This is a genomic window from Bradyrhizobium genomosp. I (2014), from assembly GCF_000261685.1.
GTDB lineage: Bacteria > Pseudomonadota > Alphaproteobacteria > Rhizobiales > Xanthobacteraceae > Bradyrhizobium.
The window spans coordinates 1-12947 of record NZ_AJQE01000082.1 but is presented as its reverse complement, the minus strand read 5'-3'; the positions used below and the strand labels follow the sequence as shown (position 1 = coordinate 12947).

Genomic DNA, 12947 nt, shown 5'->3' with positions numbered 1-12947 from the left:
ATCGCGGCCGCCGTTTTGTTTGCGGCCGCAGCCGCCAATTCCGAAAGCAAGGCGCAATCCGGTCCATTCGCTCCGATGGCGGGAAGCTGGAGCGGCGGCGGCACTGTCAGCCTCGAGGACGGATCCACGGAGCGCATCCGTTGCCGGGCCAAATATGCTCCCATCGGCCCCACAATGGAAATGACGCTGACCTGCGCCAGCGACGCCTACAAGTTCATCCTCGCCGCCAACGTTCAGTCCTCGGGTCATGCCATTTCGGGAAGCTGGAGCGAGGCCAGCCGCAACATCTCCGGCTCGCTCCAGGGCCACGGTGGCGGCGGAAACTTCGAGGTGGTCGCCTCCGCCGCCGGCTTCAACGCCAACATCGCGCTGAGGACGAGCGGCAACAGGCAGACCGTCACGATCCGCGCGGACAGCCAGTTCCGCGGCGCCAACATCTCGATGTCGCGCTAAGGTCGACCGCGGTTTGGACAATCGACCCGGCGGCTCCGCCGGGTCATTTTTATGTGTTCGGCACGAACGCCGTGACCTCGATCTCGACCTTGGCCCGATCGTCTACGAGGCCACCGATATAGAGCAGCGTCGAGGGCGGGAAATTGCGTCCCAGCGTTTCCTTCCAGGCCGCGCCGATGCCGGGACCGGCCGCTTCATATTCGCTGCGGCTGGTCAGATACCAGGTCAAGCGGACGATGTGTTCGGGGCCGGCGCCGGCCTCGCCCAGGATCTTGACGATGCGCTTCAGCGCAGTCGCGACCTGCCCCGCCATGTCCGGCGCGTAGCTGCCGGCCTCGTCGCCGCCGGTCTGGCCGGCCAGAACCACCCAGCGCCCGGGCCCGTCGACCACGACGCCATGGGAAAAGCCGCGCGGTTTTTTCCACTCGGCCGGCTGCAGGATGTGCATGAGCGAAGCTCTCCCGATCTTCTCGTTGTTTGGAGATGCCTAGCACGACATGCTGCATCGCTGCATCCGCAGATTTGACCGTTGCAAACGCCGGCGATGTCGCCGATACCGACCGTCCTTTCGGGTTTCCATCCTCCAGCTCCTGCCCCAATGAGCGCGACACCGTCCAAAACGATGGCTGCACTGTGGATGGCGGGCTGGCTGTCGCTGATGCTGGTCATGGCGGTTGCCGGACGCGAGACCACGCGCGAACTGAATGTTTTCCAGATCATGGAAGTGAGGTCGCTGGTCGGCTTCCTGTTGCTTTCGCCGATCATCTACCGCGCCGGCGGCCTGAAGGTGCTCAAGACATCGCGCCTGCCGCAGCATGTCGGGCGCAATCTGGTGCACTATGTCGCCCAGCTCGGCTGGTTCTTCGCGCTGACGCTGATTCCGATCGGCCAGGTGGTGGCGATCGAGTTTACGATGCCGATCTGGACGGCAATCCTTGCCGCAAGCTTCCTGTCCGAGCGGATGACGGCATGGAAGATCGCCGCCATCGTGCTCGGACTCATCGGGGTGATCGTCATCGTCCGGCCTGCGACCGGGCAGATCAACCCGGGCCAGCTCATTGCGCTCGGCGCCGCCATGGGATTTGGCGTCTCGATGGCGCTGGTCAAATCGCTGACTCGCACTGAAAGCGCGCTCTCGATTCTGTTCTGGATGCTGGTGGTGCAATCGGTCGCGGGCTTCGTTCCGACGCTGTTCGTGTGGACCTGGCCATCGGCCTATGTCTGGGCCTGGGTCGGCGTGATCGCCGTCTGCGGCACGTTTTCGCACTACTGCCTCGCCAGTGCGATGCGCTACGCCGACGCGACGATCGTGGTTCCGATGGACTTCCTGCGAGTTCCCCTGACCGCGACCGCCGGTTGGCTGCTTTATTCCGAGCGGCTCGACGCCTGGACCGTGCTCGGCGCGGCGCTGATCCTGGGCGGCAATCTCCTGAACCTGAAGCCCGCCTCGCCGATTCCCGCTCGCGCGCAGTGAACCTCTCGCCGCCTGGCGCGACAAAACGAAGTGGCCGTGTGATTTGGATCACGTTGGAGGCGTACTTCATCGTGCACATTCGGCCACACAGCAGCGGGTTGATGCAACGGCCCCCCGTTTCGGTGGCGCGAAGTCGGGCACTTCGTGTAGGTTCGTCGCCAATTTGTTGCTGCCTGCAATTCGATTCTGGGGATTTCAGAATGCGCTATCTCACCCTCCTCGCTTCGCTGATGTGCATGGCGCTGTCGGTCAGCGCCGCGAAAGCCGACCGCCGCGTCGCCTTCGTCGTCGGCAACGGCTCCTACAAGAACGTCGCGCAATTGCCGAACCCGCCGATCGATGCCAAGGCGATGGCGGCAACGCTGCGCAATGTCGGCTTCGAGGTGATTGAAGGGTCCAATCTCAGCCGCGACCAGATGACGGAGAAGCTGCTCGACTTCGGCCGCAAGGCGCAGGGCTCGGACATCGCGCTGTTCTATTATGCCGGCCACGGCATCGCCGTCAGCGGCACCAACTACCTGTTGCCCGTCGACGCCGACATCAAGTCGGAGATGGACGTCAAGCTCGGCGCTGCCATCAACATCGACCTGACGCTCGAGCAAACCATGGGCGATGCCAAGGTCAAGCTCGTCTTCCTCGATGCCTGCCGCGACAATCCGTTCGCCGCCAAGATCAAGTCGAACTCGGCGACCCGCAGCGTCAACGTCCAGAGCGGTCTTGCCGAGATGAAGTCCGGCGAAGGCACGCTGATCGCCTTCGCCACCGGCCCCGGCCAGACCGCGCTCGATGGCCAGGAAGGTAACAACAGCCCGTTCACCCGTGCGCTGATCGACAACATCACCAAGCCCGGCGTCGAGATCCAACAGGCGATGACGTCCGTGCGCGCTCAGGTCAATGAAGAGACCCACAAGGGCCAGCTGCCCTGGGGCCATACCAACCTGATCGGCGCCGTCTATCTCAACCAGGCTCCGACGACCCAGGTCGCCAATGCGGCACCGACGGCGGCCGGCAGCTTGCCGGCGGCGTCCGCCGGCAATTCGGACGGTGTCGAACTCGAATACTGGCGCTCGGTGAAGGAGTCGAACAAGCCGGAAGAGCTCAACGCCTACCTCACCGCGTATCCCAACGGCCAGTTCAAGGCGCTGGCGCTGGCGCGCCTCGCCGCGATCAAGAGCGGCCCCTCGACCGCGACCCGCACCCTCAACGCGGGCGTCGATCCGGCGACCTTCACCGACGAAGCCACCCAAGTCACCGAGGACCAGATCGGTCTCGACAAGAACAAGCGCCGCGACGTGCAGCGCCGCCTCACGGCGCTCGGCTTCGACACCAAGCAGACCGGCACATTCAACGACGAGACGCGATCCGTGCTCAAGCGCTGGCAGACGGCGCGCGGCTATCCCGCATCAGGCTACCTCAACAAGCACCAGCACAAGGCCCTGCTCTCGGAGATCGTGGCTGCCCCGGCGACGGCGAGTGACACCAGCCAGAAGCCGGCCCGGCGCGCCGCCAGTGCCCCGCCCCCCAGCAGCGCGCCGGCACCGGCTCCTCATCGCAGCAGTCCCGGCGATGCTGCCGGCGCAGCCTTCGTGGGTGGCGTTGTCGGCGGCATGATGGGCGGCATGTTCCGGCGCTGATCTGAAGCAAGATTGAAAATACAAAAGCCCGGCTCGCGCCGGGCTTTTTTGTATGTAATCCTCATGGTGAGGAGGCGCGAAGCGCCGTCTCGAAGCATGAAGGCCCCGCTCTCGCAGCGGGGCCCCTTCCATCCTTGGAGACGCTTGTTGCGCAAGCAGCGATGAGGAGCCACACCGCGCGTAACGAGTGAGCCCTACTTCCCCGCCGCCTTGCGCAGTGCCTCGTTGATGCGGTCCTGCCAGCCCGGACCGCTCTCCTGGAAAAACTCCAGCACGTCCTGGTCGATGCGCAGCGTGACCTGCTCCTTGATGCCGGGAACTGCGTTCTGTTTGGGCGGTGCCGCAGCGACCTTCGCCGTCACCTTCTTGAACGCCGCCTCGGCTTCCGTCCTGGCATCGCCAAGCGTACGCGGCCGCCTCGGTTGATCCGCCATGTCCTAGATTCCTTCAAACAGAGCCGTCGAAAGATAGCGCTCGGAGAAGGACGGCACTATTGCCAGGATGGTTTTTCCCGCAGCTTCGGGACGCTTGCCGATCCGCAGCGCGGCCGCGATCGCCGCGCCAGAGGAGATGCCACCCGGAATGCCTTCATGCCGCGCCAGCGCGCGCGAGGTCTCGATCGCCGTGGTCGAGTTGATCTTCACGATCTCGTCGATCACCGAGCGGTCGAGGATGTCAGGGACGAAACCCGCGCCGATGCCCTGGATCTTGTGCGGTGTATGCTGTCCCCCTGACAGCACCGGACTCTCCTCCGGCTCGACCGCCACCACACGCAGCGAGGCCTTGCGTGGCTTGAGCACCTGGCCGACGCCGGTGATCGTGCCGCCGGTGCCGACGCCGGCCACGAAGAAATCGATGTTGCCGCCGGTGTCGTTCCAGATCTCCTCCGCGGTGGTGCGGCGGTGCACCTCGGGATTGGCGAGGTTCTTGAACTGCTGCGGCATCACCGAATTCGGCGTCGTCTTCAACAGCTCCTCGGCGGCCGCGATCGCGCCCTTCATGCCTTGCGCCGCCGGCGTCAGCACCAGTTCGGCGCCGAGGAAAGCCAGCATCTTGCGTCGCTCGATCGACATCGACTCCGGCATCACCAGCTTGAGCCGGTAGCCGCGCGAAGCCGCCACGAAAGCGAGCGCGATGCCGGTGTTGCCGGAGGTCGGCTCGATCAGCACGGTGTCGGGCTTGACGATGCCTGCCTTTTCCATGGCGATGATCATCGCCGCACCGATGCGGTCCTTCACGCTCGCGGCAGGATTGAAATATTCAAGTTTTGCCAAAATGGTCGCGTTCACGCCGTGCATGCCGGGCAGCCGGCGCAAGCGCACGATGGGGGTGTTGCCGAAGGCATCGACGATCGAGTCGTAGATCCGACCGCGGCCGGCTTGGTGCGCTGCACCCGTGGTGGACGATGCGTCCATGATGAACTCCCTGTGGCGGCGATCTGTACTTCAATCCCAACCGTTGCGCAGTTACAGACAGCTTGCGGCGACACGCAAGCGGCAATGCCGTACATGTTAAATACGCTGCATCGCAAAATCACGTGAGCGGTCGAATCAGAAAACCAACGTATTTGTGTCGCGACCTCGTCAAGCGCTTCTGCTTATGTTAGACTTAGGTCTCAAAAACAGGGAGGTCACACGATGTCAGCAGTTGCTGAAGTGTTGTCGACCGTCGCGCTGAACCGCGATCCGCGTTGCAGCGAGTTGCCTACCTGTCCGGTCTGCGCCGACTCCATGGTCGCCGCCGAAGCGTCCGCCTACGTCTCGGACCGCGTGATCAGTTACCTCTGGACCTGCGACAATTGCGGCTACGGCTTCGTGACCAAGCACGCCCTGAAGCAACGCTTCATTTGCAACTGATCCAGATTTGCAGCTGATCTAGCATGGTGCGATGTCGCCCCTCGCCCAGTCCGCGCGCGTCCGCTGGTAGAACTCATCGAATTGTCCCTGCGCGATCGCAGCCCTGATGCCCTGCATCAGGGACTGGTAGTAGGCGATATTGATCTCGGACAGCAGCATCGCGCCCAGCGTCTCGCCCGCCTTGACGAGATGGTGCAGATAGGCGCGCGCATAAGTGCGCGCCGCAGGCCATGAGCTCTCTTCGTCGAGCGGACGCGGATCGTCGGCGTGACGTGCATTGCGCAGATTCACCTGGCCGAGGCGCGTGAAGGCGACGCCGTGCCGGCCGTTGCGGGTCGGCATCACGCAATCGAACATGTCGATGCCGCGCTTCACCGCTTCGAGGATGTCGTCAGGCGTGCCGACGCCCATCAGATAGCGCGGGCGCTCTCTCGGCAGCAATGGCGCGGTCTCGTCGATCATCGCCAGCATCACCGCCTGCGGCTCGCCGACGGCAAGGCCGCCGATCGCATAACCGTGGAAGCCGATCGCGACCAGGCCTCTAGCACTCGCATGACGAAGCTGCGGCACGTCGCCGCCCTGCACGATACCAAACAGCATGTAGCCGTCCGGCGCGCTCGCGAAGGCGCGCTTGCTGCGCTCGGCCCAGCGCAGCGACAATTGCATCGCGCGTTCGATGTCGGCGCGCTCGGCCGGCAGCCGCACGCATTCGTCCATCTGCATGGCGATATCGGAGCCGAGCAGCCGCTGCACCTCGATCGAGCGCTCCGGCGACAGCTCGACCTTGGCACCGTCGATATGCGAGCGGAAGGTCACGGCGTTCTCGCTGACCTTGCGCAGATCCGCCAGCGACATCACCTGGAAGCCGCCGGAGTCCGTCAGCATCGGTCCGTTCCAGCCGGTGAACCGCTGCAAGCCGCCGAGCGCCGCGATCCGCTCGGCGCTCGGACGCAGCATCAGGTGGTAGGTGTTGCCGAGCACGATGTCGGCGCCGGCATCGCGCACCTCGCGCCAGTGCATGCCCTTCATGGCACCGGCGGTTCCGACCGGCATGAAGGCCGGCGTCCGCACCACGCCGTGCGGCGTGGTCAGCCGCCCGGTGCGCGCGGCGCCATCCGTGGCGAGCAATTCAAAGTGATTGGGAAGGTCATTGTCGGGGGTCATGGCGGTGCTTATTGCGTGTCGGAGCAGGCCGATCAACCGCCAAGCCGCGCTCCGGCCGGTTTGTGCTTCAGACCGGGACACCAACCGCGCCGGATCGATGCCCTCCACCCTTGTCAAACAAAACGAAACAGTGTAGTTTTTTTCGCTGGGGCTGGACGTGATGCCGCGGCGAATTTGCCGGCGGCGGTAGATGCGTGATCGCCAGCCACCGACAATGCCCACCCCTTCATCGACCGACGCATCCGTCTCCGCGCGCGACTGGATCAGGCAGACAGCTGCCGGCCTGATCCAATTGCTGGTCCTGATGTGCAGCCTGGCGCTCGGCGCCTGCACGTCCCTGCCCCGCACGCCCTATACGGCCGCAGAAGCCAGCACATCGCGCGTGCTGGATATCGACGGCCTCAGGCGCTATGCCGACGAGCCCGTCACGAAATTCAGCTTCGAGAAGGACACCAGCACCGCGACCAAAACCTATCTGGCGCTCTCCGGCGGCGGTGCGGACGGCGCCTATGGCGTCGGCGTGCTCAACGGCTGGACCGCGGCCAGGACCCGCCCCACCTTCTCGGTCGTCTCGGGCGTCAGCACCGGCGGCCTGATCGCGCCCTTTGCGTTCCTCGGATCGCAATATGACGACACGCTGAAGGAGGTTTACACCAGCGGCATCGCGGAGAGCCTCCTGAACGATCCCAGCATCATGCGCGTGCTGTTCGGATCCGGCCTGTTCGGCAACACGCGGCTGCGCGAGCTGGTCGCGCGCTATGTCGGTCCTGAGATCATGGCGCAGGTCGCGCGCGAGAATGCCAAAGGTCGCAAGCTGTTGGTGGTGACGACCGACCTCGATACCCAGCGCACCGCGATCTGGGACATGGGCAGGATCGCCGCGGTCGGAACGCCGGAGGCCCTGAAGCTGTTTCGCGACGTGATGGCGGCCTCCGCCAGCATTCCCCTGGTGTTTCCCCCGATCATGATCGACGCCGAAGGCCAGGGCCGCAAGTTTCAGGAGATGCATGTCGACGGCGGCGTGACGGCCCCGGTGCTGACATTGCCGGAAGCCCTGCTGTTCCAGAGCGAACGCCTGCCCGGCAATGCGAAGATGGACATCTACATCCTCGTCAACAAGAAGATCGAACGCAACTTCGAGCTCGTCTCCAACGGCACCATCGACGTTGCCTCACGCAGCCTGTCGGCGATCACCCAATCGCAGACGCGTTCGATCATCTTCTCGACCTACGATTTCGCCAGGCGCAACCGACTGGGCTTCCATCTCTCCTACATCGCGCGCGACTATCCGGCGCCACCGTCGGAGGGGTTCGACACCGCCTATATGCGGGCGCTCTATCAATACGGATATGACAAGGCCGCGTCCGGTCAGGCCTGGACCTCCACGGTGCCGTGAGCTCGCGTGGAGGAACGAGGCCCTGCCGAAACCGTTGACGATACCGCCCATTCGGCCAGATTCGCGATGACGCCTCGGCTCCTGCGCGATATAGAGCGAATGACGACTGTCCGAAACGCGCAGGAATCATTGGGCATGGGATTGACTGCGACCAAGACGAGACCGGCAGCGCCGCGGCGCGAGGTGCCGAAATCGCGCGGCGGCCGGCCGACGAAGTCAGCCGCGATCGAGCGCGACCAGCGGCTGATCGAGGTCGCCACCCGCCTGTTCCTGGATCGCGGCTTCGATGCGACCTCGCTCGACGCGGTCGCGGAAGCCGCCCGGGTGAGCAAGCCCACGGTCTATTCCCGCTATGGCGACAAGCGCGGGCTGTTCGCGGCCGTGCTCCGGCGCGAAATCGAGCGCTGGCTCGCGCCCTTGTCGGCTGCGGCTGAAACGCAGCTCTCGAGCGGCTCCGACATTCCAGTCGAGCAGCGGCTGGTCGAGATCGGACGCGAGATGCTGACCTTCACCTGCGGTCCCGACGCCGTCGCCTTCAGCCGCATGATGACGTCGCAGGCCATCAACTTCCCCGACGTCGCCAAGCTCGGCAAGGAGGAAGGCTGGCTCAAGGCCGTCGCCACCACCGCGCGCTTCTTCGACCATCTGGTGGCGCAAGGTGCGCTCGATGTCGAAGACACCACCATCGCAGCCGAGGTGTTCCTCGACGTCGTCGTCGGCCACACCCACCGCATGGCGACGTTCGGAACGGCGCTGGAACTGAAGGCCGCAGAAAAGCGCATGCGCGCGGCGATCAAGCTGTTCCTGGCCGGCGCGCTCGGGCCTGCCGACCGCGTCCGGAACGCTCCCAAAGTCACGCCGCGGCGCCGCTCCTCCCGCTGACAATTCCGTGAGCTTGCGATCTTTCCCCAAGGGGGCCGGCACGGCGTCATTGACCAAAATAAAACGATACGGTATGGTTTAGTTATAAGTGGGTGCGGGGCCGCTTTTTTCACCAGCCCCAAAGAGGTCCGCACCGCTTCGATCGTCACGGCGGGTCCAGCCCGCCGCGGCGTTCCGCGGCCGGCCTTTGCCCAAGGCCGGCCGCGAATTCTTTACGATCATCCGGCACACTCGCAGGCCGAGGGTTTCGAGCATGACGACAGCCAGACGAGGGACCTCGCAACTGCTCGCGGCCGCCTTGCCCGCGCTGCTCCTCGCCGCACCGGCGCAGGCGGTCGTGACCACGGGCACGCCGACCGCGCTCCACAGCGACGCAGATGGTGATGCCGAGGCGGAGCGCCAGGCAGTCAGCCGCGAGATCGAACGCTTCCGCTCTTCGTCGATCACGATCGGCCAGGCCATGGCGATTGCGGAAGCCCGCCATGCCGGCGCCACGACGGCGGATGTGAGCTTCGACGGCGCCTCGGGCGTGCCGGTCTACCGGGTGAAGACCCTGCACAACGACCGGATCTGGCGCCACACCATCAATGCCGCGACCGGCGAGTTCGTCGGCGGCGAAGCCGCCCTGCCCCTCGCCGAGCTCGACCATGAGGACCGCAGCAATCTCGCAGCGCTCGGCGCGATCAGGCACCGCCTTGCCGATGCCGTGCGCGTCGCCGAGCGCGCAGCCGCCGGCAAGGCCATCAGCGGCGGCCTCGTGCGCGAGCGCGGCCGGCTCAATTTTGCGATCGTCGTGATCAGCGGCGACGACCTCAAGGAGGTCATCCTGGAGCCGCCGGGCGCCCGGGCCAGATAGCGGCGGGGTTCGCGCCCCGTCATCGGCCGGGGACGAAAAGCCATTGACGGCCGCAGGACTCTCCCGCATAAGTCGCCGCCATGTTCACGACCACCAAACGCACGACCAAAACCACCACGGCCCCAGGGGCCCGGGGAGGCGTGCGCGCGTAGGTCGTCGACTTGAACGCATCAGCTCTACCGAAGCCCCGCCCTCGATGGTCCGGGGCTTTTTTGTTGTCTAATCCGCAAATCTCAATGGAGGACAAAGTGAGTAACGATCCCGTCGTCGCGATTGTCGGCGTCACCGGTGCGGTAGGCGCCGAATTCATCGCCACCATGGACAAGCGCGGCTTTCGCGTCGGCAAGCTGAAGGCGCTGGCCAGCGCCCGCTCGGCCGGAAAGACGGTGTCGTTCCGCGGCCAGAACGTCGTCATCGAGGAGCTCAATGAACGCTCCTTCGAAGGCGTCGACATCGCCCTGTTCTCCGCAGGGGGCGGCATCTCCAGGAAGTACGCGCCGATCGCGGTCAAGGCCGGCGCGGTGGTGGTCGACAACTCCTCCGCCTTCCGCATGGATCCGAACGTGCCGCTGGTGATCCCCGAGATCAACGCCAACCGTATCCGCGACCACAAGGGCATCATCGCCAACCCCAATTGCGCTGCGATCACCGCGCTGGTGCCGCTCTGGCCGATTCACCAGCAGAACCGCATCAAGCGCGTCATCATCTCGACCTATCAGGCGGCCTCCGGCGCCGGCGCCGCGGCGATGGAAGAGCTGGTCGAGTCCACCCGCGCCAATCTCAACGGGCAGGTCTATACGCCCAAGGTGATGCCCCACCCCTACGCCTTCAACCTCTTCAACCACAACACGGCCGTCGACCCCGACACCGGCTACAACGACGAAGAGACCAAGGTCATCAAGGAGACCCGCAAGATCTTCGAGGACGAGACCATCGCGGTCGGCGTCACCTGCGTGCGCGTGCCGGTGCTGCGCGCCCATTGCGAAGCCATCACCTTCGAATGCGAGAGGCCGATCACCGAGGACCAGGTCCGCGCCATCATGGCCCGGGCCCCCGGCGTGAAGGTGGTCGACGACCGAGCCAGGAACTACTTCCCGATGCCGATCGACGCCTCGGGCCAGGACGACGTCCTGGTCGGCCGCATCCGCAAGGATCTCAGCGACCCCTCGGGCCATTCGATCTCGATGTTCGTAGCGGCCGATCAGCTGCTCAAGGGCGCGGCGCTGAATGCGGTGCAGATCGCCGAGCTCCTGCCCCAGCGCGTGATGGCGTGAGCTGACCTTCGGACAGGCGGCGTCAAGCGTCCGCCTGTCCCTCGAGCTCCTACGCCAATCCCTTCAATGCCTGTTTCATCGTGAGCCTGACGGGAACATCGACGAACACGGTGGCTGCGTACGCCACCGCTGCGACGATGGGTATCGCGACGAGCCCGACAAGGGCGGACTGGATCCCAAGCTGCAGCGCGCAGACCTCCACTGCATGGAACGTCACGACCTGCAGGACATAGATCCCGTAGGACAGCAGACCGAGGGTCTGCATGATGCTTGCCAAAGCGCCTTTCGGAGGATCGAAGCGCGCGCAGATCATGATGGCCAGCGGAAACACGACAAGGACCGAGACCAGGCTCAACGCGAGATCGAGATCTCGGGGAAAGCCCACTGCAAGAATGGCGGTGACGAGAGCAAACGCGCCGAGCGCGAATCCGGATCTTGCCGGCTGCAACCGTGCCGTTTCGTGAAACCGGTAGAGCAGCACGCCCGCAAAGAACGAGAATCCGACCCGGATCACACCGGCTCCGAAGGTTTCCCAGGTCGGTCCGCCGCCGAGGACGCCGCGCTTCCCGACTTCGATGCCGAACCCTAGCCATCCCATCGCCGCGCAGACCACGAGCGCAACGGCGAAGCCGCTCACGAGCCGGATCAGGGATTTCGTGCCGAGCCGCGCTCCAAACACCGCAAACAGCAGATTGGCCGCAAGCTCAAAGAGCAGCGACCAGGCGGCGAAATTGAACGGGTACAGATCGGCATCGGGATAGGCAGCATTCGGGGTCGGGAGCATCAGCGCGCTGCACAGCAGACCGAGGGTCCTTTGCACCGAGTCCGGCACGCCGCCTGCAAGCTGGCCGAGCAGAAATGGCAGCGAGAGGATGAACGCCAGAGCATACAGCGGGTAGAGCCGCTGCACCCTGGCGAGCATGAACGACCGAACTGACATTCCCTGGAGGAAGCGCTTTCGATAGGCGTGCTCCAGCACGAAGCCCGAGAGAACGAAAAAAAGGTCGACAGCCAGATAGCCGTTCCTCATCCATCCGGTCGGCCCCGGCGCGCCTTCCCAGAGGAACGGAGCATGGCGCAGGGCAACCATGATGGCCGCAACGCCGCGCAATCCGTCGAGCGCGACGAATGTTCGTTCCGCGAACGGGATTGTTGCGGTGTGCGCTGCCGGGATCGGCAAGTTTACCACTCCTTAACCGACCGCCGACGTCGATTGGCGGGCACGCCCCGCCAAAACGCCGGCATCGGCCAGGCGCCTCCATCGTTCGGCAGGACGTTAGGCCCAATTGCTTGCGAAACGGCAAAGATGCAGAAGCAGCGACAACGCATCGCCTTGGCCCGGGCTGCGGCCGCGCCCGATCTTGGATTTAAGCCTCGGCTGCCCGAAACAGCAGGCAGGCATCACCGTAGGAATAGAACCGGTAGCCCTGCGCGATGGCATGCGCGTAGGCCTGCTTCATCGTCTGTAGCCCCGAAAATGCCGACACCAGCATGAAGAGCGTCGACTTCGGCAAATGGAAGTTGGTGAGCAGGATGTCCACGGCGCGGAAGCGATAGCCGGGGGTGATGAAGATCGAGGTTTCCGCGGCGAACGGCCGGATCGTGCCGTCCTGGCTGGCTGCGCTTTCGAGCAGACGCAATGACGTGGTGCCGACCGCGACGATGCGGCCACCGTTCTTTCGCGCCGCGTTGAGCCGCTCGGCCGTCTCGGCCGAGATGGTGCCCCACTCGGCATGCATCTTGTGGCCTTCGGTATCGTCCGCCTTCACCGGCAGGAACGTCCCTGCCCCGACATGCAGCGTGACACGCTCGATGCCGACGCCGCGCTCGCGCAATGCCTGCTCCAGCGCCGGGGTGAAATGCAGCCCCGCAGTCGGAGCCGCCACCGCGCCCTCGTTCGCCGCGAACATGGTCTGGTAGTCCGCAAAATCCTGATCGTCGGGCGTGCGCTTCGAGGC

The 12947-nt window shown here is 64.9% G+C and carries 14 protein-coding genes; 8 read left to right on the top strand and 6 right to left on the bottom strand.

Annotation, left to right across the window (positions count from 1 at the left end; all coding sequences use genetic code 11):
- Nucleotides 1–453 (top strand): hypothetical protein (locus IC50_RS07870; RefSeq protein ID WP_035702718.1); only part of this gene is annotated, 453 nt, incomplete at its 5' end.
- A gap of 49 nt (nt 454–502) precedes the next feature.
- Here IC50_RS07870 and IC50_RS07865 read toward each other — a convergent pair.
- Nucleotides 503–901, bottom strand: coding sequence for a RidA family protein (locus IC50_RS07865; protein WP_035702716.1), 399 nt, complete (start codon nt 899–901; stop codon nt 503–505).
- A gap of 150 nt (nt 902–1051) precedes the next feature.
- Between IC50_RS07865 and IC50_RS07860 the strand changes: the two genes are divergently transcribed.
- On the top strand, nt 1052–1927 hold the full coding sequence (locus tag IC50_RS07860; RefSeq protein ID WP_035702709.1) for a DMT family transporter: 876 nt from the start codon (nt 1052–1054) through the stop codon (nt 1925–1927).
- 200 nt (nt 1928–2127) lie between these two features.
- A complete protein-coding gene (locus tag IC50_RS07855; protein ID WP_035702704.1) occupies nt 2128–3561 on the top strand; it encodes a caspase family protein in 1434 nt (477 codons plus the stop codon).
- 194 nt (nt 3562–3755) lie between these two features.
- Here the strand turns inward: IC50_RS07855 and IC50_RS07850 are convergent, their stop codons facing one another.
- Both IC50_RS07850 and cysK read right to left on the bottom strand, forming a co-directional pair.
- Entirely contained in the window at nt 3756–3995 is a 240-nt protein-coding gene (locus IC50_RS07850; protein ID WP_035702702.1) for a BrnA antitoxin family protein, read from the bottom strand.
- A gap of 3 nt (nt 3996–3998) precedes the next feature.
- On the bottom strand, nt 3999–4976 hold the full coding sequence (gene cysK / locus IC50_RS07845) for a cysteine synthase A (RefSeq protein WP_035702699.1): 978 nt from the start codon (nt 4974–4976) through the stop codon (nt 3999–4001).
- Between the two features lie 222 nt (nt 4977–5198).
- Here cysK and IC50_RS07840 point away from each other — a divergent pair, with 222 nt between their 5' ends.
- The gene (locus IC50_RS07840; RefSeq protein WP_035702696.1) at nt 5199–5417 is read left to right on the top strand and encodes a hypothetical protein; all 219 of its coding nucleotides are present in this window, start codon (nt 5199–5201) and stop codon (nt 5415–5417) included.
- 18 nt (nt 5418–5435) lie between these two features.
- Here IC50_RS07840 and tgt read toward each other — a convergent pair whose 3' ends face one another.
- Nucleotides 5436–6581, bottom strand: a complete 1146-nt coding sequence (gene tgt / locus IC50_RS07835) for a tRNA guanosine(34) transglycosylase Tgt (RefSeq protein WP_035702694.1) — start codon at nt 6579–6581, stop codon at nt 5436–5438.
- A 190-nt stretch (nt 6582–6771) separates the two neighbouring features.
- On the opposite strand from tgt, the gene IC50_RS07830 reads away from it, so the two are divergent.
- The 4 genes from IC50_RS07830 to IC50_RS07815 all read left to right on the top strand — a co-directional run bounded on the left by IC50_RS07830 (nt 6772) and on the right by IC50_RS07815 (nt 10989).
- Nucleotides 6772–7977, top strand: coding sequence for a patatin-like phospholipase family protein (locus IC50_RS07830; RefSeq protein ID WP_035702691.1), 1206 nt, complete (start codon nt 6772–6774; stop codon nt 7975–7977).
- Between the two features lie 135 nt (nt 7978–8112).
- Nucleotides 8113–8859: a TetR/AcrR family transcriptional regulator gene (locus IC50_RS07825; protein ID WP_035702688.1), complete on the top strand. Its 747-nt coding sequence runs from the start codon at nt 8113–8115 to the stop codon at nt 8857–8859.
- Between the two features lie 253 nt (nt 8860–9112).
- Nucleotides 9113–9715 carry a PepSY domain-containing protein gene (locus IC50_RS07820; RefSeq protein ID WP_035702686.1) on the top strand — a complete coding sequence of 201 codons (603 nt, stop codon included), beginning with the start codon at nt 9113–9115 and terminating at the stop codon, nt 9713–9715.
- Between the two features lie 236 nt (nt 9716–9951).
- Entirely contained in the window at nt 9952–10989 is a 1038-nt protein-coding gene (locus IC50_RS07815; protein WP_035702683.1) for an aspartate-semialdehyde dehydrogenase, read from the top strand.
- A 49-nt stretch (nt 10990–11038) separates the two neighbouring features.
- Here the strand turns inward: IC50_RS07815 and IC50_RS07810 are convergent, their stop codons facing one another.
- Nucleotides 11039–12178 carry an acyltransferase family protein gene (locus IC50_RS07810; RefSeq protein WP_271523021.1) on the bottom strand — a complete coding sequence of 380 codons (1140 nt, stop codon included), beginning with the start codon at nt 12176–12178 and terminating at the stop codon, nt 11039–11041.
- Nucleotides 12179–12356: 178 nt separating this feature from the next.
- The coding region (locus IC50_RS07805; RefSeq protein WP_035702677.1) for an S-adenosylmethionine:tRNA ribosyltransferase-isomerase at nt 12357–12947 on the bottom strand (591 nt) is incomplete at its 5' end.

What these genes read in the sequence shown, in the direction of transcription:
- IC50_RS07855 (WP_035702704.1), top strand. Translation starts at nt 2,128, where the DNA reads ATGCGCTATCTCACCCTCCTCGCTTCGCTGATGTGCATGGCGCTGTCG.
- IC50_RS07850 (WP_035702702.1), bottom strand. Translation starts at nt 3,995, where the DNA reads ATGGCGGATCAACCGAGGCGGCCGCGTACGCTTGGCGATGCCAGGACG.
- IC50_RS07825 (WP_035702688.1), top strand. Translation starts at nt 8,113, where the DNA reads ATGGGATTGACTGCGACCAAGACGAGACCGGCAGCGCCGCGGCGCGAG.
- IC50_RS07815 (WP_035702683.1), top strand. Translation starts at nt 9,952, where the DNA reads ATGGAGGACAAAGTGAGTAACGATCCCGTCGTCGCGATTGTCGGCGTC.
- IC50_RS07820 (WP_035702686.1), top strand. Translation starts at nt 9,113, where the DNA reads ATGACGACAGCCAGACGAGGGACCTCGCAACTGCTCGCGGCCGCCTTG.
- IC50_RS07840 (WP_035702696.1), top strand. Translation starts at nt 5,199, where the DNA reads ATGTCAGCAGTTGCTGAAGTGTTGTCGACCGTCGCGCTGAACCGCGAT.
- cysK (WP_035702699.1), bottom strand. Translation starts at nt 4,976, where the DNA reads ATGGACGCATCGTCCACCACGGGTGCAGCGCACCAAGCCGGCCGCGGT.
- IC50_RS07865 (WP_035702716.1), bottom strand. Translation starts at nt 901, where the DNA reads ATGCACATCCTGCAGCCGGCCGAGTGGAAAAAACCGCGCGGCTTTTCC.
- IC50_RS07860 (WP_035702709.1), top strand. Translation starts at nt 1,052, where the DNA reads ATGAGCGCGACACCGTCCAAAACGATGGCTGCACTGTGGATGGCGGGC.
- tgt (WP_035702694.1), bottom strand. Translation starts at nt 6,581, where the DNA reads ATGACCCCCGACAATGACCTTCCCAATCACTTTGAATTGCTCGCCACG.
- IC50_RS07830 (WP_035702691.1), top strand. Translation starts at nt 6,772, where the DNA reads ATGCGTGATCGCCAGCCACCGACAATGCCCACCCCTTCATCGACCGAC.